This window comes from Pandoraea anapnoica, from assembly GCF_902459765.1.
GTDB classification, from domain to species: domain Bacteria; phylum Pseudomonadota; class Gammaproteobacteria; order Burkholderiales; family Burkholderiaceae; genus Pandoraea; species Pandoraea anapnoica.
The window spans coordinates 237,382-258,807 of sequence record NZ_CABPSP010000007.1 but is presented as its reverse complement, the minus strand read 5'-3'; the positions used below and the strand labels follow the sequence as shown (position 1 = coordinate 258,807).

Annotated in this window: 21 protein-coding genes and 1 tRNA gene; 14 read left to right on the top strand and 8 right to left on the bottom strand. The window is 62.2% G+C overall.

What is annotated here, in order from left to right; all coding sequences use genetic code 11:
- Positions 1–42 precede the first annotated feature (42 nt).
- The 8 genes from PAN31117_RS13815 (at position 43) to PAN31117_RS13780 (ending at position 6,412) form a co-directional block, all read left to right on the top strand.
- Entirely contained in the window at positions 43–936 is an 894-nt protein-coding gene (locus PAN31117_RS13815; RefSeq protein WP_150738668.1) for a winged helix-turn-helix domain-containing protein, read from the top strand.
- Between the two features lie 95 nt (positions 937–1,031).
- Positions 1,032–2,603 carry a glycoside hydrolase family 18 protein gene (locus tag PAN31117_RS13810; RefSeq protein ID WP_150738667.1) on the top strand — a complete coding sequence of 524 codons (1,572 nt, stop codon included), beginning with the start codon at positions 1,032–1,034 and terminating at the stop codon, positions 2,601–2,603.
- A gap of 2 nt (positions 2,604–2,605) precedes the next feature.
- Positions 2,606–2,806, top strand: a complete 201-nt coding sequence (locus tag PAN31117_RS13805) for a hypothetical protein (RefSeq protein WP_150738666.1) — start codon at positions 2,606–2,608, stop codon at positions 2,804–2,806.
- A gap of 346 nt (positions 2,807–3,152) precedes the next feature.
- Positions 3,153–3,422: a hypothetical protein gene (locus tag PAN31117_RS13800; protein WP_150738665.1), complete on the top strand. Its 270-nt coding sequence runs from the start codon at positions 3,153–3,155 to the stop codon at positions 3,420–3,422.
- Positions 3,423–3,515: 93 nt separating this feature from the next.
- Positions 3,516–3,704, top strand: coding sequence for a hypothetical protein (locus PAN31117_RS13795; RefSeq protein ID WP_150738664.1), 189 nt, complete (start codon positions 3,516–3,518; stop codon positions 3,702–3,704).
- Between the two features lie 468 nt (positions 3,705–4,172).
- The gene (locus PAN31117_RS13790; RefSeq protein WP_150738663.1) at positions 4,173–4,466 is read left to right on the top strand and encodes a hypothetical protein; all 294 of its coding nucleotides are present in this window, start codon (positions 4,173–4,175) and stop codon (positions 4,464–4,466) included.
- 187 nt (positions 4,467–4,653) lie between these two features.
- Entirely contained in the window at positions 4,654–5,445 is a 792-nt protein-coding gene (locus tag PAN31117_RS13785; RefSeq protein ID WP_246189072.1) for a GntR family transcriptional regulator, read from the top strand.
- Positions 5,446–5,464: 19 nt separating this feature from the next.
- Entirely contained in the window at positions 5,465–6,412 is a 948-nt protein-coding gene (locus PAN31117_RS13780; RefSeq protein ID WP_150738662.1) for an AEC family transporter, read from the top strand.
- Between the two features lie 44 nt (positions 6,413–6,456).
- Here the strand turns inward: PAN31117_RS13780 and PAN31117_RS13775 are convergent, their stop codons facing one another.
- Entirely contained in the window at positions 6,457–7,539 is a 1,083-nt protein-coding gene (locus PAN31117_RS13775; protein ID WP_246189071.1) for a GGDEF domain-containing protein, read from the bottom strand.
- 912 nt (positions 7,540–8,451) lie between these two features.
- Between PAN31117_RS13775 and PAN31117_RS13770 the strand changes: the two genes are divergently transcribed.
- Positions 8,452–8,655 carry a cold-shock protein gene (locus PAN31117_RS13770; protein ID WP_150738661.1) on the top strand — a complete coding sequence of 68 codons (204 nt, stop codon included), beginning with the start codon at positions 8,452–8,454 and terminating at the stop codon, positions 8,653–8,655.
- A 134-nt stretch (positions 8,656–8,789) separates the two neighbouring features.
- Here PAN31117_RS13770 and purT read toward each other — a convergent pair whose 3' ends face one another.
- Complete coding sequence (gene purT / locus PAN31117_RS13765; RefSeq protein ID WP_150738660.1) at positions 8,790–9,992, bottom strand: formate-dependent phosphoribosylglycinamide formyltransferase; 1,203 nt, start codon at positions 9,990–9,992, stop codon at positions 8,790–8,792.
- 195 nt (positions 9,993–10,187) lie between these two features.
- On the bottom strand, positions 10,188–10,838 hold the full coding sequence (locus PAN31117_RS13760) for a TetR/AcrR family transcriptional regulator (protein WP_246189070.1): 651 nt from the start codon (positions 10,836–10,838) through the stop codon (positions 10,188–10,190).
- Between the two features lie 172 nt (positions 10,839–11,010).
- On the opposite strand from PAN31117_RS13760, the gene PAN31117_RS13755 reads away from it, so the two are divergent.
- The 4 genes from PAN31117_RS13755 (at position 11,011) to PAN31117_RS13740 (ending at position 16,434) form a co-directional block, all read left to right on the top strand.
- A complete protein-coding gene (locus PAN31117_RS13755; protein ID WP_150738658.1) occupies positions 11,011–11,913 on the top strand; it encodes an SDR family NAD(P)-dependent oxidoreductase in 903 nt (300 codons plus the stop codon).
- A gap of 25 nt (positions 11,914–11,938) precedes the next feature.
- A complete protein-coding gene (locus PAN31117_RS13750; protein ID WP_150738657.1) occupies positions 11,939–13,495 on the top strand; it encodes a flavin-containing monooxygenase in 1,557 nt (518 codons plus the stop codon).
- A 60-nt stretch (positions 13,496–13,555) separates the two neighbouring features.
- Positions 13,556–14,575: an alpha/beta fold hydrolase gene (locus PAN31117_RS13745; protein ID WP_150738656.1), complete on the top strand. Its 1,020-nt coding sequence runs from the start codon at positions 13,556–13,558 to the stop codon at positions 14,573–14,575.
- A gap of 104 nt (positions 14,576–14,679) precedes the next feature.
- Positions 14,680–16,434 carry an MBL fold metallo-hydrolase gene (locus tag PAN31117_RS13740; RefSeq protein WP_150738655.1) on the top strand — a complete coding sequence of 585 codons (1,755 nt, stop codon included), beginning with the start codon at positions 14,680–14,682 and terminating at the stop codon, positions 16,432–16,434.
- Between the two features lie 14 nt (positions 16,435–16,448).
- Here PAN31117_RS13740 and PAN31117_RS13735 read toward each other — a convergent pair whose 3' ends face one another.
- Both PAN31117_RS13735 and PAN31117_RS13730 read right to left on the bottom strand, forming a co-directional pair.
- Complete coding sequence (locus PAN31117_RS13735) at positions 16,449–16,697, bottom strand: hypothetical protein (RefSeq protein ID WP_150738654.1); 249 nt, start codon at positions 16,695–16,697, stop codon at positions 16,449–16,451.
- A gap of 82 nt (positions 16,698–16,779) precedes the next feature.
- Complete coding sequence (locus PAN31117_RS13730) at positions 16,780–17,034, bottom strand: DUF1488 family protein (RefSeq protein ID WP_150738653.1); 255 nt, start codon at positions 17,032–17,034, stop codon at positions 16,780–16,782.
- Positions 17,035–17,499: 465 nt separating this feature from the next.
- Between PAN31117_RS13730 and PAN31117_RS13725 the strand changes: the two genes are divergently transcribed.
- Entirely contained in the window at positions 17,500–19,350 is a 1,851-nt protein-coding gene (locus PAN31117_RS13725) for an eCIS core domain-containing protein (RefSeq protein ID WP_246189069.1), read from the top strand.
- A gap of 6 nt (positions 19,351–19,356) precedes the next feature.
- Here PAN31117_RS13725 and PAN31117_RS13720 read toward each other — a convergent pair whose 3' ends face one another.
- From PAN31117_RS13720 to dusA, 3 genes are all read right to left on the bottom strand, one after another.
- Positions 19,357–19,821, bottom strand: coding sequence for a GNAT family N-acetyltransferase (locus tag PAN31117_RS13720; protein ID WP_150738652.1), 465 nt, complete (start codon positions 19,819–19,821; stop codon positions 19,357–19,359).
- A 301-nt stretch (positions 19,822–20,122) separates the two neighbouring features.
- Positions 20,123–20,198, bottom strand: a tRNA-His gene (locus PAN31117_RS13715).
- A 187-nt stretch (positions 20,199–20,385) separates the two neighbouring features.
- Positions 20,386–21,399, bottom strand: coding sequence for a tRNA dihydrouridine(20/20a) synthase DusA (gene dusA, locus PAN31117_RS13710; protein ID WP_150738651.1), 1,014 nt, complete (start codon positions 21,397–21,399; stop codon positions 20,386–20,388).
- Positions 21,400–21,426 lie beyond the last annotated feature (27 nt).

Here is a 21,426-nt window from a genome sequence, read left to right as displayed (position 1 = left end):
TCGCTACGGTGAGCCTCCCGTATTCGATACCAGGAGCACCCCATGCCGATGTCACCGTTCGATCTGGACGACGTCACCAATCTTGTACAACGCGACGGCATCGCCGCGCGCCTGTCGGAGCAGGAAAAGCGTTTGTTGGTCCTGCTCGCCGCCCGTGCAGGCACCGCGCTCGACAAGCATGCGCTGATGTCGGCCCTGTGGGGCAAACGCGCGCAGTGGATGGAAGACGCCGCGCTCGTGCAACTCGTCTCCCGCCTGCGACGCTCGCTCGCCCCGCTCGGCTTGCAACGCGCCATTGTGACGGTGGCGCGCTTCGGCTATCGCTTCGACGCCCCTTCGTCAGTGGCAGTGACTGTTTCGGATACGAATTCGGTGGATGACACTGCGCGCGAAACCTCGCCGGTGCCCGCAGACCGCAGTGATGACGGTGTGACCGTCGTCGATGCCACGACATCAGCATCGTGCACACCGCCGCTCTCGCACGGTGTCGCATGCGACGGGCACGGCGAGGTGCGGCGACACGGCGTGATCGTCCGGATTCCGCAGATCGAGTACCGCCTGCTGTGTGCATTGCGCTCGCCCGCCAACGTCGCGCATGACAAACGTACGCTGATCGCGATGCTGTGGCCGACGCGTCCCGATCAGGACGACACCAATCTGATGCAGGTGGTCTCGCGCCTGCGCCGCAAGCTGATTCCACTCGGGTTGCATCGCCATATCGTGACGGTGCCACGCATCGGTTATCGCTTCGAGCCTTGCGTCGAGGCTGACACTGCGCCCTCGACCGAAGCACCGGATACTTCTTCGACGTCACCCGCACCCTGCGCACCCCGCGCGTCGACAGGCAGGCCCGACCGCCTTAGGAACTGGCTACCGACGACGCTCCCACGCGCCCTGCGCACGCTGACACGTCATTTGCGCTGGCGAAGCCGCTGAGCGAACGCGACGCTGGTCTCGCCGATGTCGCCGCGAGCCGCATGCTTCATCGCCCCGACAACGGCACCTGTCCATTCACTCTCAGGAGCCACATCATGACTGCACCGCGCAATTCGTCTCCCGCTTCCGCTGCGTCCGCCACCGACGCCGCCAGCGAACTCGTCTACCCCACAGATCCGTTCGATGGCGCGACGGCAACCACCTATGCGCAGAACGGATTCGATCCGGCGACGAGCACGACGCAACTGTCGTACACGTCGGCGCGTGTCGCCAAGCGCGTCTACAACCGTTACGCGAAGAACGCCCTCGAAGTCTCCGGCTATTACACCGACTGGTCGCAATACGATGGACGCCTCGACGGCGACTTCAGCAACGACGCAGCCGGACGTGGCGTCGATCTGATGCTGCTCGATCCATTTGCTTATGACCGGCTGATCATCGGATTCGCGGGCATCGTGGGCGATCAGGGCGAGAAGGCGCAGACCATCGCCCGTGCGGCCACCGATTTCGTGCGCAAACCGGATCAGGCCACTTTCGTCGACAGTTGGGGGGACGTGCTTTCCTATCGCAATTGCGGCTTTCCCGGCTGGGTGAGCAACGACGTGATGCCGATGTTCCAGCAGTCGCGGGCACAGGGTGTACTCGGCGGTTTGCGCCTGCTACACGCGAAGAACCCGGCACTGAAACTCGCCATCGCCATCGGCGGCTGGACGATGAGTCAGGCCTTTCACGGGCTGGCGGGCAGCAGCGCGCGACGCAAGACGTTCTGCGCGAGTGTCGTCGATCTGCTGCGCCGCTTCCCGATGTTTACCGAGGTCAACATCGACTGGGAGTATCCCGGCTCGCCGGGTGATGACGGCAACGTCTACGACGACTCGGACGGACCGAACTACGCAGCGCTCGTGAGCGATCTGAAGCAGGCGCTAATGGCCGCCGGTCGCAAGGATGTCGAAATCTCGATTGCGGCATCGGCCAACGTGGCCGACATGCAGAAGGCCAATCTGCCGGGGCTGATCGCTGCGGGCGTGTCACGCCTGAATCTGATGACGTACGACTTCTTCGGCACACCGTGGGCCCCCACGCTCGCCCATCACACGAATCTTCACGACACGGATCCGGTGGCGCCCGACGGCTTCTCGATCGATCGCGCAGTCAACTGGCTGCGTCAGGCAGGCGTTCCCCTCGCCAAAGTGCACATCGGTTATGCGGCGTACTCGCGCAACGCACTTCAGGCGCAGATTGCGCAGGTCGCAGCCCTCTCCGGGACCTACTCCGCGGGCGACGACATCACCACCGGCACATTCGAATCAGGGACAACGGAGTATTACGACGTGCTGCGCAATTACCTCGATCTGGAGCACGGCGCAGCGCGCAACGGCTTCATTCTGTACACCGATACGGTGGCCGATGCCGACTTCCTGTACCAGCCGTCGACGGGCATGTTCATGTCGCTCGACACGCCACGCACCGTGCGTGCCAAGGGAGACTACGTCAGGCGCAACGGGCTTGGTGGCCTGTTCACCTGGACCATCGACCAGGACAACGGTGTGCTGGCGAATGCGGCACGTGAAGGGCTTGGGCAGAAAGCGACGACCTCGCATATCGACATGACGCCGTTCTACTTCAGCGGGAAGACGTCGCTGGACGATTCGTCGACGGAGGACTGACCATGCGCTTTCTCTTGTCCCGGCTGCTGGAACCGTCGACGTGGGCGGGCCTCACGGGCCTTGCGGTTTCACTCGGCACGTCGCCCGACGTCATGCATGAGTTGGCGCAGGCGGGGGCCGCACTGGCGTCGCTCGCGGCCATGGCGTTGCCCGAGAATGTGGCACGAGGCCGCCTGAACGACGGCATTTCCAGGCAACCTTAAGCCGTACCTTCCCTTCGCATGACGGGTTTGGCACGGGCCGCAGGCGCATCGGCATGTCACTGAGGCGCCGTTGGCCCGTGTCGACAAAAAAGTCTCACGATTTCTAAACTTTTCGCTGCGTGTGTCGCTATACGTTTCAAGGCGTGCTGCGCCGCTGCACGCCCTGAGTCTGGGAAGTCCGGGAAAGTTGTCACATTGGCAGACTATGATGCCGTTGATGTGAGACATCCCGAGCCCCCCGCCCCATCAGGCAGTTGCGGCACCGAAGTCCCTCAGCAGTGCATGACAGAAGCGTCGCGGCATGATCGCCGGCACGGCTCCCCTTTGAGGCGAGCCGGTCAGGACGATGGCAACGACGTACGACAAACAAAAGACAGACCAGATTCACCAGAGATTGACCGGGGGCCATATGAAACTGATCCTGCTGGCGCTTGCCGCCTCGTTGTTTACGCTCGTCATGATGGTACAGGCGCGCAGCGAAGCCAACGAGGTTGCCGCCTCCTCATCGCGCTCGCAGCCTACGGGCATCAACGTCAGCGAACGCATCCGCACCCGCAAAGACATGGCGATGTGGAACGCACGTCGCAAGATGCACGCCGTTCGTCAGGAAGACTGAGTAAGCGCAGCAACATGCTGCGTCGCACCAAATTTGGGCATCGCCGAAGACCGTCCTATAGTGGAAAAGCACATAGGAGAGGAGATAAGAAAGATGCCTGCAATCCACTTCAATCTCTACGACCTGACCTTGTTCCTGCCGATGGCAGTGGCCGGTGCGCTACTCATTGGCGGGATCCCCGTGGCCACGCGCTCGACCCGTTACGGTCTGCGTGCCGTCGGTGCGGTGGTTGGGGCGCTCGTTGCGTTCCTTGTGGTGGAGGCGTTGCCTGTGCTCGTGTAGCCGGCACACGCTTCAGTCACTATCGAACGAGGTTGGGTGAAGAACGCGCGATGCGCGCGGCGGATAGCTTTTCCTCCAGGATTTCCCAAACCTCGCTCCTCGATGCCCCTTCGCAGGCCGTCTGCGGTTCGCGATGTGAAACGCGCGCGCTGTCGGCGCTCGCGCGCCATCGACCGATAACGTACGTGCGTCGGTCATGGCATTGTCATCGCCACGATTTAATCTGAATTACGGCAACTTCGGTTGCGCTGTCACCCTCTCTGTTGCGCCGCCGACCCGCTCGGCGGCTTTTTTTATGGGAATGTCCAAGCGAACCGACGGTCTGTTTCCTCAGTGTTTGCACCGTCATCGTTTTGCTCCGACACTCGCCGCCCCATCGCCTACAATCACCGGAAGTGCAACGCCATGTGCGTGCCTCCGACGTGCAACGCCGAGGTGTCGCGCCACACAGACAGAGGAGGTTTCCGAATGTCCGACGCGTTCTCCCGCGCCTTCGCCGTTGTCGTCAACCAGTACCGCTCACCGCGTCAGTACACTGTCTCGGTCGAGCGGGCGAGTGAAATGATCGCCAAGAACATCGGCCTGTTTTCAGATGGCTTCGCCGCCGAACCGCATCTGATCGTTGGCCTGTTCGAGACCGAAGCCGAAGCCTGGGCACTGGCCCGGCGTCTCCAGCGCACCCGCATCACCATGCAGACGCTGCTTCAGACGCCGGCGCGCGCCGCCTCCGTCTCGCCGCCGGAACTTGATCCGAGCGAGTAATTCTGGAGTGCGGCAGCGGGCCGCCGTCTCGCCGCCGCGCCACTTTCCGTCTCTCCTTCCCATCCCCGCCCTACTCAACGACCTCCCCTAAACCGGCGTCCACGGAAATAAATCGCGTCGACAGCCTCCATCGAGCGTAGAATTCGGAATTCCAGATATCACGGATACCGGCCAACGCCGGAATGCCATGCCACAGCCCGCTTCATCCTCCGCCTCGTCCGCCAACGAGGCCGTTGACGTCGACCGTAACGTCTCTCCGACGACTGACGCGATGCCGTCCCCAATGGCCCCGCTCGCGCCGCTCGTCAGCTCGCCGGTGCTCATCGATCAGGTGTACTCGCGGCTGCGCGACGCCATCGCCGACCTCACGCTCCCGCCCGGTGAGCGCATCCGGCAAGCCGAACTGGCCGACTCGCTGGGCGTATCGCGTCAACCTGTGAGCCATGCATTGCAGTTGCTCAAGCGCGACGGACTGGTGTGCGACAGTGGACGTCAGGGGCTCGAAGTGGCCCCGATCGATGCGGACCATCTGCGTCAGCTCTATCAAGTGCGCACGGCGCTCGATAGCCTGGCCGCGCGACTGGCCGCCATGCGTCGCGCCGAAGGCACATTGCCGGACGATGCGATGCGCCGTCTGGAAGACGCCGTCGCCGCTGGCATGGCCATGACCAAGGGAACGCCGGTGGCACGACAGGTCCGCATCGAAGTCGCCTTCCACACGGCTTTGCACGACGCCTCAGGCAACCCGCTGATTGCACAGACGGTGGCCCCGCAGTGGCCGCATATCATGCGCGCGATGGCCGCAACTCTGGGCGCGATGCCGATGCAAGAAGTCGTGTGGCATGAGCATGGGGAAATCGTCGCGCGCATTGCGGCTGGCGATGCCAACGGTGCCGAAACCGCCGCCCGCGAACACACGGAAGCCGACGGTGGCAATGCGCGTCGCGAATGGCTGATCCGTCTCGCGCAATCGAACTGATGGACTGACGAAGCAACCCATGCAAGCCGTTATCTCCGCCGCCCTGCCCGTCTTCGGGCTGATCTTCCTGGGGTATCTCTGCGCCCGCCGGGCCTGGCTCGGCGATGCCGCGCTCGATGCGCTCAATCGCTTCGTCGTCTATCTTGCATTGCCCGCCGTCCTGTTTCAGTCGATGGCGCAGATCACGTGGGCCGAGCTCGTCAATCCCGGTTTTCTGGGCGCGTTCGGGGGCGGGATGGCCGCGACCTTCGCGCTGTCGTTTCTGCTCGACCGGACGGTACGCGGACGCCTGACCGACGCGAGCATTGAGGGCATGGGCGCGGCGTACCCGAACGCAGGCTTCATGGGGCTGCCGCTGTGCCTCGTAGCGTTCGGTCCAGCGAGCGTCCCAGCAGTCGTTGTCGCCATGCTGCTCACGGCGACGGTGCTCTTCGCCATTTCCATCGGGATCATCGAAACGGATCTGCAAGCCACGCCGAACTGGCGTCGCACCGCGGGTTTCGTTGCGCGTGCGCTCATTCGCAATCCGCTGGTCGTCTCGCCGTTCGCCGGTATGGCATTCGCGGCGTTCGGCATCACGCTACCCGCCCCCGCACTTCACTTCACGACGTTGCTCGGCGGTGCGGCCAGCCCTTGCGCACTGGTCGCCATCGGCATGTTCCTCGCGCAAAGTTCGGGGGTGGCGAAAGAGCCGCGGATCGCGCGCGCCGTGGGACGCCTCGTCGGACTCAAGCTGATTTTTCAGCCCGCCATTACCGCGTTTCTGGCGTTTCGCGTGTTCGATCTGCCAACGATCTGGGCGCACAGTGCGTTGCTGCTGTCGGCACTGCCCATCGGCACCGGGCCGTTCATGCTGGCGCAGTTGTACGGACGCGAGGCGGCCGTCGCTTCGCGCGCCATCCTGATTTCGACAGTTCTGTCAGTGGTGACGGTGTCGTTGCTGATCGGCTGGTTCAGCGTTCGATAACAGCCCGACACGACCCGGATCGGATCGATGTAAGGTTCGGTCGGTTAACGCAGGCTCGCCGTCGGGGCGACGACCACGCGGTCGCGTCCCGAGCGCTTCGCGGCGTAGAGCGCGGCGTCGGCAGCGCCCAGCAGGCGCATGGGCAGCGACTCCGGATCGGCGATGTCACGCGGATCGACGCTGGCCAATCCAATGGAAATGGTGAGCGGCACGAGAATCCCGTCGTCGTCGGGCACCTCCAGCCGCGCCACCGCACGGCGCACCCGCTCGGCCACCGTCCCCGCCCAGTTCTGCTCGGTCTGCACCAGGAGTGCGGCGAACTCTTCCCCGCCGTATCGCGCGAGAGTATCCGTCACCCGCAATTGCGCACGCATGCAGACACTTGCGGCACGTAGCGCGCGATCGCCGGTCGCATGACCGTGACTGTCGTTGACACGCTTGAAATGGTCGATGTCGATGAGCAGGCACGCGAGCGGTGCACCATAGCGCGCGCCCCGAATGACTTCCTCTCGAAGACGCTGATCGAAGTAGCGACGGTTGGACAAGCCCGTGAGCGGGTCCGTCAGACCGATACGCTTGAGGCGCTCGCGGTTCCACATGTTCTCGAGACACACGGCGACGACTGCGCCGAACCGTTCGAGAAAGTCGGTGGCCATGTCGGGGGCGAAGCGGCGTGCGTCGCGACTGCCCAGTGCGATCACACCGATGTAGCGTCCGTTACGCGCCAGCGGCATGACGACGGCACTCGCCGGCGCACGCGCACCGAACAGCGCCGCGTGTCGCTCCCGCGGTGCGCCGATCCAGAGCTGACCGTTGCCGCAGACGGCGGAAAACGTCCCGGCGTCCTGCGCGATGCACAGACCGCCGTCGAGGGCGCGGATGCCTTCGGCCGTGTCGATCAGATCGCGAAGGGTATCGTCGACCTCAGCGAGCATCAGACGCACACCCGACAGGTCGAAGTCGTGACGCAGACGATTGAGCACCACCTCCAGGAATTGACCGAAGTCCGGCGCGCCCATGAGTGCCAGCTCGATGTCCTGAAAACGTTTTAGCGAGCGCTCGTTGCGCTGGACGGTCGCCAGCAGCGATTGCAAAGAGTCGAGCGTCGGTGCCTGATTGGTTGCCACGTAAGGTCTCGAAAGACACGCGGCACTGCGCGGCCGCCTAGCGTGTTTGCCCCACGATGATGGCCTCGCAAATGCGCGTGTTGCAACGCCGTCGTAAGGCGACCATGAGGCCGTTAACGGCAGGCATTTACCAAAACTGAGGGTAATGAGAATCTATTTTGACGTCTCGAAAGCGAGCAATGGCGTGCGGTTTCTGTCTGACTAGGGAAAATACCTACTTTCTACGACAACCGTGTCGCGACGCACAAAACCCTCAACCGACCGACATGGGATTTCCGGGCGGTCGGCCGACCGCTTTGCGTTCGACACCTGTCTGATCGCCACTTATCGGGAGGTAGCGCCGCACGCATAGCACGGTGACGATCCGGTGACACGTGGCGAAGTCACTCCCCCGTTGTGCCCACGCCACATGCGCCCTCTCGGACGGGGTATTTATCGAATGCTTAAGACGTTCAGTGAAACGCAAGCAAACATCGCTCACTTCTCACTTCACCATCCCAACTTCCCGGCAAACGGGAAGCCGTCACCCACCGACAATGCAAAACGCGTTGACGCGCAACCCAATGATTCGGAATCTGGATTACGACAAAGCGAGGTGACTGAGCGTGGATCCCGGAACGATAGGAAAGAACAGCGATTAGGACGACGTCCGGCCGTCCGGCATGACCGATTGCATGTCGCAACGCAGCGAAAATCGGCTGGAAACTGGCGTGGATCAACAATCCCACAGTTTCCCTGCTTGACACCTTCCCACCTTTCCCGTAAAAAAACGGGTGCATGAACGTTGTATGGCGAGTCTTGTGTCATCTAATGTCGCCCTCTGCGTCAACTCGGTTGTACCTGATCAGCTTTAATGTCATGCGCTCGCTGAGCATCTCGCTCGCTCATTTGAAAACTTTAAGGATTTAAGAAATGGCAACTGGTACCGTCAAGTGGTTCAACGACGCCAAGGGTTTTGGTTTCATTACGCCGGACGAAGGTGGTGACGATCTCTTCGCTCACTTCTCGGAAATCCAATCGAAGGGCTTCAAGTCGCTGCAAGAAAACCAGAAGGTCAGCTTCGAAGTGAAGATGGGACCGAAGGGTAAGCAAGCCAGCAACATCCAGGCCATCTAAGGTCTGTGATTCGCTGAGCGGTCGCAAACGCGATCGACGCGTCTCGGGCAGCACGCTAGACCCTAGCGACTGCCCGAACTGAAAACCCCGCCAAGGCGGGGTTTTTTCGTTACGGGATGCAACCGGATGGATGCTTAGACGGCGCGCGGTTTCACCCGACTCGCCGCTTCCACGGCATTGCTGCGCGCGACGTCCAGATTCTCGTCGTACGCCAGCGCCACGCCCATACGACGCTTCACAAAGCTCTCCGGCTTGCCGAACAGGCGAATGTCCGTCTGCGGCACCTGCAACGCCTGATCGACGCCATCGAACACGATACCCTTGGCGTCTACGCCGCCATAGATCACGGCACTCGCGCCCGGCGTCTTCAACGTGGTGTTCACCGGCAGTCCGAGAATCGCCCGCGCATGCAGTTCGAACTCGTTCTGCCACTGCGTGATCATGGTCACCATGCCCGTGTCGTGCGGACGCGGGCTCACTTCGCTGAACCACACGTCGTCGCCCTTCACGAACAGCTCGACACCGAAGATGCCCTGCCCGCCCAGGTTGTTCGTCACCTCACGTGCAATGACACGCGCGCGTTCAAGTGCGACGGACGACATCGGATGCGGCTGCCAGCTCTCCACGTAATCGCCACTCACCTGCTTATGGCCGATCGGTGCACAGAAGTGCGTCTCAACCTGCGCATCGGCGCCTCGTGCACGCACGGTCAGCAGCGTGATCTCGTAATCGAAGTCGATAAAGCCTTCGACGATGATGCGGCCGTGACTCACGCGTCCGCCTGCCATGGCGTAATCCCAGGCGGCTTTCACTTCAGCCGGGCTGTCGATCTTGCTCTGCCCTTTACCCGAGCTGCTCATCACCGGCTTGACGATGCACGGATAGCCGATGCCGCCGTCGATAGCCGCTTGCAGTTCTTCCAGCGAATCGCAGAACTGATACGGGCTCGTTGGCAGGCCCAACGTCTCGGCGGCCAGACGACGAATGCCCTCGCGATCCATCGTCAGACGCGCGGCGCGCGCCGTCGGAATCACGCGCACCACGCCGTCCGCCTCCAGAGCTTCGAGCATCGGCGTGGCGATGGCTTCGATTTCCGGGACGACGAGATCGGGCTTCTCGGCTTCGATCATTGCTTTGAGCTGTTCGGGATCGGTCATCGCGATGGTGCGCGAATGATGCGCCACCTGCTGGCCGGGGGCGTTCTCGTAGCGATCCACGGCAATCGTCTCGACACCGAGACGCTGCAAGGCGATCAGCACTTCACGGCCGAGTTCGCCAGCACCCAACAACATGACCTTCGTCGCGCTCGGCGACAGCGGGGTTCCGATAGTGGTCATTTGCGACCTTTGGAGAGTGAGAAATTTGGGAGGACGACGGGGGACGACAAGCCCTTAGCCGCTTCACAGCCGTCGTACGCGAAAGCCGTATTGTAGCGAGCCATGCCGTCGCTGCGGCACCTCGCAGCATCGATGCCCCCCCCGCGCACCGGTCGCAGCGGACCGTCGCGCGCTAAGTCAGCCAGGTCAGGCAACTCACATCAGCGCACCTCGCAGCACGCGACGGCAGCTCGCCACCATGCACGCCTGCGTGTCCTGATAGCCCATGAGGACCCACGCCGTTCCCGCGTTCGTCATCGCGCCCACCAGCGCCAGCCCGACGATCCGGGCCTGTGCCTGCGCGTCGTCATCGGTCGGCGGCGTCTCGGCCATGGCGAGGATCAGCTTCGCGAATTCGAAAATATAGCGCTGATAGGTCAGATCCGTCTCCGGGCTTACGCCCATCACTTCAAGCAGCAACACGCGGGCCGCCTGTGGTTGACGCAGGAACGCGAAGAAGGTGTTCAGGCCAGCGTCGAGCCGCGCGTCGAGCGTCGGTGCGCTGTCAGCGATGGCCGTCTGCAACCGTTCGAGCAGCGTCTGCGCGTGATGCGCGTATGTCGCTCGCAGCAGATGCTCCATGTTGTCGAACGCCGCGTAAAAGTACCGGTCGTTGAGCTTGGCCAGACTGCACACCGAGCGCACGGTGGCGCGGCGAAAGCCGACAGTGCCGAACACCTCGGTGGCGGCGTCGAGCAGCGCGGTGCGGCGGACCTGTTCCCGCTGCGCCTGTGCCACCCCGCCATAGCGCCGCCCGCCCTCCCGGGCCATTGGCGCGACATCCTTCGATTCGAGTCCTTGTTCCATTTCGCTATTTGACATCACCTCAACGGAAAACTAAAGTGGTGACACTCAACACCAAATTTGCGTGACCTCATTATAGGCAACGCGAGCGCCGCCGCGAGACGACTCAAAACCATAAATGGCGACGCGCGACAAGCCTCCCCCAGGGGAGGCAGGGAGACAGGGAGACAGCACGATGAAGACGTTCACGGACAAGGTGGCGGCCATCACGGGTGCGGGATCGGGTATGGGACGCTCGCTCGCCCTTGAACTGGCACGCCGGGGTGCGCATCTCGCGTTATCCGATATCGACGAAGCCAGCGTCACGCACACTGCCATCGCCTGTCGTGCGCTCGGCGCACGCGTGACGTCGCAACGCCTCGACGTCGCCGATCGCGACGCCGTCTTTGCGTGGGCACACGACACCGCCGCCGCACACGGCAAGATCAACCTCGTCTTCAACAATGCGGGCGTGTCGTTGTCCGTACCGGTCGCGACCGCACGTCATGAAGACATCGAGTGGCTGATGAACATCAACTTCTGGGGTGTGGTGCACGGCACACAAGCGTTCCTCCCCTACCTCACCGCCGCCGGAGAGGGTCACATCGTCAACACATCGAGTCTCTTCGGCATCATCGCCATGCCGACGCAATCGGCCTATAACGCAAGCAAGTTCGCCGTGCGCGGTTTTACCGAGGCGCTGCGTATGGAACTGGAACTAGCGGGCTCCCCTGTGTCGTGCACATGCGTGCATCCGGGGGGCGTCGCCACCAATATCGTGACGGCATCGCGCATCGACGAAAGTATTGCCGCGTTCACCGGCATCGACGCGCAAACGCATCGCCGTCGCGCCAACAAGCTGATCGATGTGACGAGCGCCGACGCTGCCGCGCGCCAGATGCTCGCGGGGATCCAGCGCAATGCGCGGCGCGTACTCGTGGGCGCCGACGCGCGCCGCGTCGACAAGCTCGCCCGCCTGCTCGGCGCAAGTTACCAGGCGATGGTCGTCTGGTTCTACCGGCGCTCGGCCATGTCGGGCAAACCGTCTGCGGCCGCTGCGAGCGCACGCGCCGCCGCGACCGAATCATCCACGAACTGAAGATTTCCGGCCGGAGAATTTCGTCATGACGACAAACACGACCGTTTCCGATATAGCCAGCACGTCGCGCACGCGCAGAGATCTGGACGTCGTCATTGTGGGCGCAGGACTCTCGGGCATTGCCGCCGCGCACTATCTGCGCGAGCGCTGTCCCGGCACCCGATTCGCGATGCTCGAAGCCCGTCAGTCGCTGGGCGGCACGTGGGATTTATTCCGCTATCCCGGCGTGCGCTCCGACTCCGACATGTACACGCTCGGCTTCAGCTTCCGTCCGTGGGCGAGCGATCAGGCCATCGCCGACGGCGGAGAGATTCTCGACTATCTCAAGGAGACGGCCCGCGCCGAAGGTCTCGACGAGGTGATCCGTTACGGACACAAAGTGAGCGAAGCGCGCTGGGACTCCGGCGTCGCCCGATGGACGCTCGACGTCGAGCGCACGCACGAGGACGGTCATCGCGACACCGAGACGCTTACGTGCCGCTTCCTCTTCATGTGCAGCGGCTACTACGCCTACGACGCCGGCCACGCGCCCACCTGGCCCGGCATGGAGACGTTCGGCGGCACCGTGGTCCACCCGCAGCATTGGCCCGCCGATCTCGACTATCGCGACAAGCGCGTCATCATCATCGGCAGCGGCGCGACGGCCGTCACCCTGCTGCCGAGCATGGCGACGAGTGCGTCGCACGTCACGATGTTGCAGCGCTCGCCGAGCTACATCCTGTCCATGCCGCAGCGCGATGGCGTCGCCGAACGTCTGCGCAAGTGGCTGCCTGCAGGGGTCGCGCACCGGCTCGTGCGCACGAAGAACGTGCTGATCACGCTCGGTTTCTACAATGCAGCGCGACGCTGGCCGAACGCCATCCGCCGCGTACTGATCAAGCGCGCGGCGCAACAGGCGCAGGGGCATGCCGACGTCGAGCGCGATCTGACCCCGCGCTACAACCCGTGGGATCAGCGGCTGTGCCTCGCACCAAATGGCGACATCTTCAAGGCGTTGCGCAGCGGGCGTGCCGAAATCGTCACCGACGAAATCACGGCGTTCACCCCTGCCGGTCTTACGCTCAAAAGCGGCAAGACGCTCGACGCCGACATCGTGGTGACGGCAACCGGCCTGCGCGTGCAACTGATGGGCGGTGCGCGATTGCGGGTCGACGGCCAGCCCGTCACGCTCTCCGACACTGTGGCCTACAAGGGGATGATGTACAGCGGCGTGCCGAATCTTGCGTCGGTCTTCGGTTATACGAATGCCTCGTGGACACTCAAGGCGGAGCTGATCGCACAGTACGTCTGCCGTCTGATCAACCATATGAATGCGCACGACGCCGACACGTGTGTGCCCTATCTGCGTGAAGGTGAGCACGGTGAGTTGCCCGCCATCGGTCTGACGTCGGGGTACATTCAACGCGCTGCTGGTGCGCTGCCCCGGCAAGGCGGACGCAAGCCGTGGGTGTTCTATCAGAACTACCTGCGCGATTTGCGACTGATGCGCTGGGCCAGCGTCGACGACGGCGCGATGCGTTTCGAGCGGCGCGCAACGCTGCAACGTGTCGTCGCATCGTCGGACCTCGCAACACCTTGTTAGGATGCGTTTCGACGCGCACGTTTTACGCATCCCTCTTTGCCTGCTCTTCGGCCCGACACCATGCTCATCGTCTACTTGCTCGCCTGCCTCGTTATCGCCTTCGCCGCTGGAGTGCTCGTGCTGATGCGTTTTACGCGTCGCGTCGCCAGACGCGCCGAAGCGGCCGTGCCGCCGGACGGGCAGTTTATCGACATCGACGGCGAACGACTGCATTACGTCGATTTCGGACACGGCCCCGCCATCGTGTTCATTCACGGGCTCTCCGGGCAATTGCGCAACTTCGCTTATTTGCCGCTGGCCGCGCTGGCGCGCACGCATCGCGTGGTGCTCGTCGACCGCCCCGGCTCCGGCTATTCCACACGTGGGCCGCAACACGACGCCTCCATCGCATGGCAGGCGAACGTCGTTGCGCAACTGATCGACGCGCTTGCGCTGGACCGTCCGCTGGTGGTCGGGCATTCGCTGGGCGGTGCGGTATCGCTGGCGCTCGCGCTCGACCATCCGCAACGCGTAGGCGCGCTCGCGCTGATCGCGCCGCTGACGCAACCAGTATCCGAAGTGCCTGCGCCCTTCCGTGCACTCGCCATCCGGAGTGCCTGGTGGCGTCGCTGGGTTGGACGCACGCTTGCCGTGCCGGTCGGCATGATGACGGGCCGCACGACGCTCACGTATGTCTTCGGCCCTGAAGACGCGCCGGAGGACTTCCTCATTCGCGGCGGCGGCGTGCTGGGCTATCGCCCCGGCAACTTCGAAGCAAGCAGCGTCGACATCCTTGCAGCGGAGCGGGACATGCGCAGGCTCGCGGCAAGATACGACGACCTGGCGGTGCCCGTCGATGTGCTTTACGGCCGCAGCGACCGCGTTCTCAACTACCATCAGCACGGCGAGACCCTGCCGGTGGCGAGCCCGCGGGCGCAACTCACGCTCGTCGACGGCGGCCACATGCTCCCCGTCACGCAGCCGGAGCTGACCGCCCAATGGCTGCGTGAGGTCGCTGCGCGCATGCCGTCTGCACAGAACTATCGCCCTCGTCACGATGTGACGATGGTGTCGACGCAAGCCGCGAACGACGCAGCCTGATACACATCGCGCCGCAAGTTGGGGATCGCCCCGCCTGCGGCGTCTCTATTCCGATGGCACACTAGGGACTTTCCGATATCGCGCGCCTTCAGTGCGCACGTCTCATGGCAGATCGTCCTGAAGCGCAACCGTCTACGCCTGACGGCCAGCATCCTTCTCCTACCCAGCCGCCCTCACAGCGCTCGCCAACGTCCCTACGGATGGCCGCGAGTCTCGTCGTATTACGCGAACGCCCGAGTGGTCTGGAAGTGCTGCTGTTACGGCGCGCCGTCCGGGCCGGTGATTTCAGCTCCGATGCCTACGTGTTTCCCGGCGGCGTCGTCGATGCGGCTGATCGGCAAGGGCACGCAGTGTGCATCGGTCTGGACGACGCCACGGCGAGCGAACATCTTCAACTGACCGATCATGGCCTCGACTACTACGTCGCGGCCATCCGCGAATGCTTCGAGGAAACCGGGGTGTTGTTCGCGGTCGACGCTACGGGTCTGCCCATCGACACCTCCGCTCTCGACGACATGCACGCGCAACTTGACGCCCTGCACGATGCCAAGATCGATATCGCATCGTTGTGCCATGCGTCCAACGTTTGGCTGGCACCCGACCGTCTGCACTATCTGAGTCACTGGGTCACGCCGCTCGCGTTGCCGAAGCGCTTCGACACGCGCTTCTTTCTGGCAATGCTCCCCGAAGGCCAATCGGTCGAAGTCGATCAGATCGAGACTGCTGCACACCGGTGGATGCGTCCGCACTATGCGCTGACGCACGCGGACCAGCTGCGTCTGCTGCCGCCCACGCGAAAACTGCTCCAGTGGCTCGAAAGTATGGGCACTGCCGAGCGAGCGATGGCGACGGCATCGATGCTGGCTGCGCGGCACGAAATTCCGCGCATCCAGCCGCGCCTCGCCAACGGCAAACGCGGCCGCTGGCCCGTCACGCCGGACGAGCCCGCGTGGGCCGAACTCACGCTGACCGATCCACGGGAGCAAGGCACCGGCAGCTACGACATCGTGCCGGGAAACGTCGTGACGCTTATGCCCGGTGTGCTTCGCGTCACCGCATCGAATCCGGGGATGATGACTGGTCCCGGCACCAACACCTATCTGATTGGCGGCGGGCCGCAGAACGAATGGGCGGTCATCGACCCCGGCCCCGATGATCCCGTGCACACCGAGACGATCCTGCGTGCAGCGCCGGGCGTCATCCGACAGATTTTCGTCACGCATACGCATCGCGACCATTCGCCCGGTGCGCGGTTGTTAAAGGCGAAGACAGGGGCTGTGACGTATGGCATGCAAGCGTGTCATGACGAAGGGCAAGACACGGCATTCGTGCCGGAGGTTTCCCTCTACGACGGCGACGGAGTGACGCTGCCGGACGGACGCATACTGCGCGCCATCCATACGCCGGGGCATGCGGCGAATCATCTGTGCTATTCGCTTGACGACGCAAAGCTGGTTTTCACCGGCGATCACGTGATGCAAGGCTCGACGGTCGTCATCAACCCGCCGGATGGCCATATGGCGACCTATCTGGCATCGCTGGAAAAGTTGGCCGCGTTGGCGCCACAGTGGCTCGCGCCGGGGCATGGTTTCGTGATGGATCGTCCGACGCAGCGCATCGCGCGGCTGGTGGCACATCGGATTGCGCGGGAAGCGAGCACTCTGGCGGCACTCGCGGACATCGGCCCTGCGACCATCGACACGCTCACGCCGGTGGTCTATGCGGACGTGCCAGCGACACGGCACGGTGTTGCGCGACGTTCGCTGCGCGCGCATCTGGATAAGCTCGCAGAAGACGGACGCGCCGTCGTCTCGGCGGACGGGATATGGCGTTTGCGTGGCGAGACGGAAGCTGGCTAAGGGCGCGCGAAGGGTCACGCGTCCCCGTCACCGAGTAGTTCGTCGACGATGCGCTCACCGGCCTTGCGTCCGGCCATTTCGGCGTCGAGCCGGTTGTCGCGATGACCGTCGGGAGAGCGCACTTCTGGCCCTTCCGGCTTGTCGTGTCGCAGCACTTGCACCAGATAGTCCCACGGCCCGGCGTACTCGCTCTGGAAAGCCTGAACGCGAATTCGATAGCCTGCGCGGTAATCGTAGACCTGCTCATGCGATGCGTAGCTCATGAAGAACCCCGTGTTTCCGGTTAGCGGGATGTCGCCTGTCTGGCGACAAGGTGTTGCGACGTTCAGTTGGAATATTAAACGCTCATTGCGTGCCGACTTCGATTGGCTCGACTTTAGCGCCCTGCGCAATCGCCTTGGCGGCGAGGTCGACGATTTCATCTTCGACGTCGACGAACTGATCGAATAGCGCTTCGCCCCCGGCATCGACGCCGGACAGGCGATTGAGTGCCGCACGACCGATCTGACACGTCCAGACTTTGCCGTCGACATGCACATTGAAACGCACGGACTCGCCGTCACTGCCCAAGCCGAGGCCACCGTGCAAAAAGGTACTCATTGCTGCCTCCACACTGTCCTGAAAGTCGAAAAACGCCCTGCGTTGCAAAAAATCGTAGCACGTTCGAATTTCATAGGGCACATCGTAGCGTTACGCAAAGCGTATATCCCGGATTGTTCCCGACATAAAAAAAGCCCGCCTGAGGGAGGCGGGCTTCAAAACCGGTACGCATGAGGCACCATGGGCACCGGGAAGACAGGGTCATGAAAACATGACAAATCCATTATGGACGGCCCTGTGCGGCCCGACGTCACCCTTCGAGCGTGGAATTAGATATAGATCAAACGTTGGCGTCGTGATCGGTTCGGTGACAACTTTTGATCGATTTTGCGATACTACGCCATCGATTTGAACGGACATCCCAAATCGCCTGGCATCGGGGGCATTGGGAGAATCCGGAGACTTCCCAGGCTGGTTCACCACTCTATTGCCGGGCGTGCACCGCCCGGGCAGGAGAATGACGCCGTGAGATCGTACAAAGAGACCCCGCAGCAGGCGCAGTGGAGGTTGCCCGAATCACATGCAACCTCCCGGGAGACGCCCTCCCACGGCCATCTTCCTGCCGACAATCGCTCGCAAGCTGTGCCTTCGGCGTCGATGCAGGCGCTGGTCGACACCAGTCCACGCATGGTCGCGCAACGTCAGCACATGCAGACCTTGTTCAGCCAGCAAGACACGTCCGCGGAACATCAACCTGTCCAGCGCACTGCCTCGGCATCGGATCGAAGCAACGGTTTACCCATCGGGCTCAAACAAGGCATCGAGTCACTATCCGGCCAGGCCATGGACCATGTCCGTGTGCATTACAACTCGTCCAGGCCTGCGCAGATGCAGGCCCATGCGTATGCGCAGGATAGCGATATTCACCTTGCGCCCGGTCAGGAGCAGCATCTGCCGCACGAGGCATGGCACGTCGTGCAACAGGCACAGGGCCGCGTAAAACCCACGATGCAGATGGCCGACGGCCAATCCCTGAACGACGACGTCGGCCTCGAAGCCGAGGCAGACGCGATGGGAAGCCGCGCTGCAGCCGTCGGCCTCGCAAGTACTTCGTCCTCTCTATCGACCGACGTGGCGCATCCCTCCATTTCTGAGGGAACTAGCGACAGCGCTCCACGACAACTCTCCATCGCCCGCCGCGATTCGGCAGCGTCAGCGCCTGTTCAGCGCGTCAAGATCAAAAGCACCGAAGAGCCCAAGACATTCGTTCCCACGAGCTACGCCACACTGATGGGAATCGAGGATTTCTCGCAAGCAGCGCCGGTCACAGCGTATCAACGTCGGTTCCCTGAGCCCAACGCCCTGAGAACGCTGATCGATGACACCTGGAAAGATCGCGAATTCCACAACATTAAGGCACTGACCGCCGCGATTAATAGCGAAATCCGTGGCGCAAAGGCCGAGGCACGAGAAAAACGAAACGAAGATGACGCGCCGAAGATTCAGGAAAAGGTAACGAGGTATCAGTCGGCGACTTCGGAGGATGCGTGGGAAAGTGATTGGAAGACCTTTGCGGCGCGAATGATTCCGCTGAGCGAATCGCTCGCAGGCATTGTCGATGCTAGAAAGGCCTTGCTGATTTGCTACCGGTTGGCGCTTGTCGAGAAATTCGAGCCTGAGATAGCCAGTGCGTTCATCCGTCGGGTCGTAGACATAGGGCAAGCCTTCAAGACCCGGCAGCCATACGACTGGCACGGCATTGCCGCGACGCTCAGCATGATCACCAGCGATCTGCAAGGGACGCCGAAGGACTACAGCCCATTTGGCGGGGCGCGCTTTGACGCTTTCTACGGCGTCACAAAGCAGGGGGGAATTCCACTGTCCTTTCTAGGCATTACGTCGGAGCTTGACGCCATCCTCAACGTTCACCCCAGCGAACTTGCCGAGGGAGAGGTAGTCTTCAGCGGCTCGAAGTACACCGATGCGGATAACGCCGAAATGACCAAGGATGTCGACGTGTCGTATATCGACGGTGCCGGCGTGCTGCATCTGATCGAGAACGGCAAGGACATGAATACGCTGAAAAACAAGACCTCAGGCAAACAGGACCAGAAGACTATTTACAAGTACCTTTCGCAAAAATCGACGTCGCTGGTGCATACATCGAAAGCACCGCTGACGCACACGCAAGCATCCCGCAATCAGATTACCGGTGTGCAGTGGTGGTACTCGATCCCGCCTGAGGCTTTGAATCCGAGAAAACTTTCGTCGGAAGACAAGGCGACGCTCGCGGCTGTGGCTGCCGCCGGGGCGGGATTGCGTAGCGGCAGCGCCCGCCTGACGCGGGACCAACTGTTCGAACTCAGCCGGTCCTGAGCGAATTCAAAGGTTCTTGCGGTACATCACGAAGCCCGGCTTCTCGGCGACGCCGTCGTAAAGCCGCATGGCGGTGAGGTTCGTTTCGTGTGTGTGCCAGTACACCCGCAACGAATTGGATGCCTTTGCATGCGCGTAGACGGCCTCGATCAGCGCGCGCCCCACACCCTGCCCGCGCGCTGCTTCGACGGTGAACAAATCCTGTAAGTAGCAGGTCGGCCCTTCCATTGTCGTGCTGCGGTGATAAAGGAAGTGAACGAGACCGAGCATGTGTTCGCCACGTTTGGCGACGATCGCGTGCATGGGCTCATATCCGTCGAAGAAGCGCGACCAGGTCGTGCGCGTGACGTGTTCCGGGAGAGCGGTTGCGTCGAAGCGACCGTAGAAGCGGTTGTAGCCGTCCCACAGCGGCCGCCATGCATCGAAATCTTCCGGTGTGGCGGCGCGGACTTCAAGCGTCGAGTCGGTCATGCGTTGTCTCCATTTGTCGGCTGATTCAATCCGTCAAGCCTAAGCGACACATGGTCCTTCTGCTAGTCCCAGGCAAGCCCAAAACTGTGGAGCCAGCGTTGGGAGAACGTATGAGTGGTGACGACCGATGCGATGAATTCCACGCGCGCGAAACCCACGACCATGCAAAAACGCGATGACCGTCGTTCGAGCAGAACACACGTCGACTATCGACTGAGCCGGAGAACTTTATTTCTTTCGGGAGAATTTCCCGGAACGGGAAAATGAGGTGCGTGTAACGCTGAGAACTACAAGGGGATTTTGGGGTGACCGATGGGACTCGAACCCACGACGACTGGAATCACAATCCAGGACTCTACCAACTGAGCTACGGCCACCGCCGTGATCAGCGCTTTGACTTGCTCGCTGAACAGAAACAAGATTATAGCGACGTTTTTATCGCGTTGCCAACTCTTTTTTCACTTCTTCGAAATATTTCTTCTCTCACGTGCACGATCGATGCGCGACATCGTCATCTCACGCGGCGAACGCTCGTCACCGAACGTCGCCTCTTGACGCTATATGTCACGCCGCAACAATCGATTGTGCCTCGTCAGGCTCGGAGAATGCGCCTGCACGCAGTTGAGCGCGCGCTTCTTCGAATGCACTCACGCCGGCCTTCAAACGCTTCGGATCTGACAGCACGCGACGCCATCCGCGTGCGCCCGGCACGCCACGATATAAGCCCAGCGCGTGACGCGAGATCGCGCCGAGATACTGCCCCTTCTCCACTTGCGAGGCTGCGTATTCGATCAACGCATCTTCCACTTCCTCACGCGACTTGACCGGCGACGCATCACCATAAAAGCGCGCGTCGACCTCAGCGAGTACATAGGGGTTGTGATACGCCTCACGGCCCAGCATCACGCCATCGACGTGCTGCAAATGCAGCTCGACTTCATCGAGTGTTTTGACGCCACCGTTGATCAGGATTTCAAGCTGCGGGAATACTTGCTTGAGACGGTAGGCATAGTCGTACTTCAGCGGGGGAATCTCGCGGTTCTCTTTCGGACTCAGGCCTTTGAGAATCGCGTTGCGTGCGTGGACGATGAACGTCGCGCATCCGGCTTCCGCGATCTTGCCCACGAAGTCCTCAACGAACGAGAAAGACTCGACGTCGTCGATGCCAATGCGATGCTTGACCGTCACCGGCACCTGCACTACGTCGCGCATCGCCTTCACGCAATCCGCGACCAACGTCGGCTCAGCCATCAGACACGCACCGAACGCACCGCGCTGCACGCGCTCCGACGGGCAGCCGCAATTCAGGTTGATCTCGTCGTACCCCCACTGCTCGCCCAACTTCGCCGCGCGCGCCAGATCCTGCGGTTCACTCCCGCCCAGTTGCAACGCGACGGGATGCTCCACGGCATCGAAATCGAGATGACGCGCAACGTCGCCGTGCAACAGCGCACCGGTCGTCACCATCTCGGTATACAGCCACGTGTGACGCGAAAGCTGACGGTGAAAGACACGACAGTGCTTGTCCGTCCAATCCATCATCGGTGCGACGCTAACGCGGCGGAAGGGTAAATTCATTGAAAATCTCTTACAAAACAGTCGATT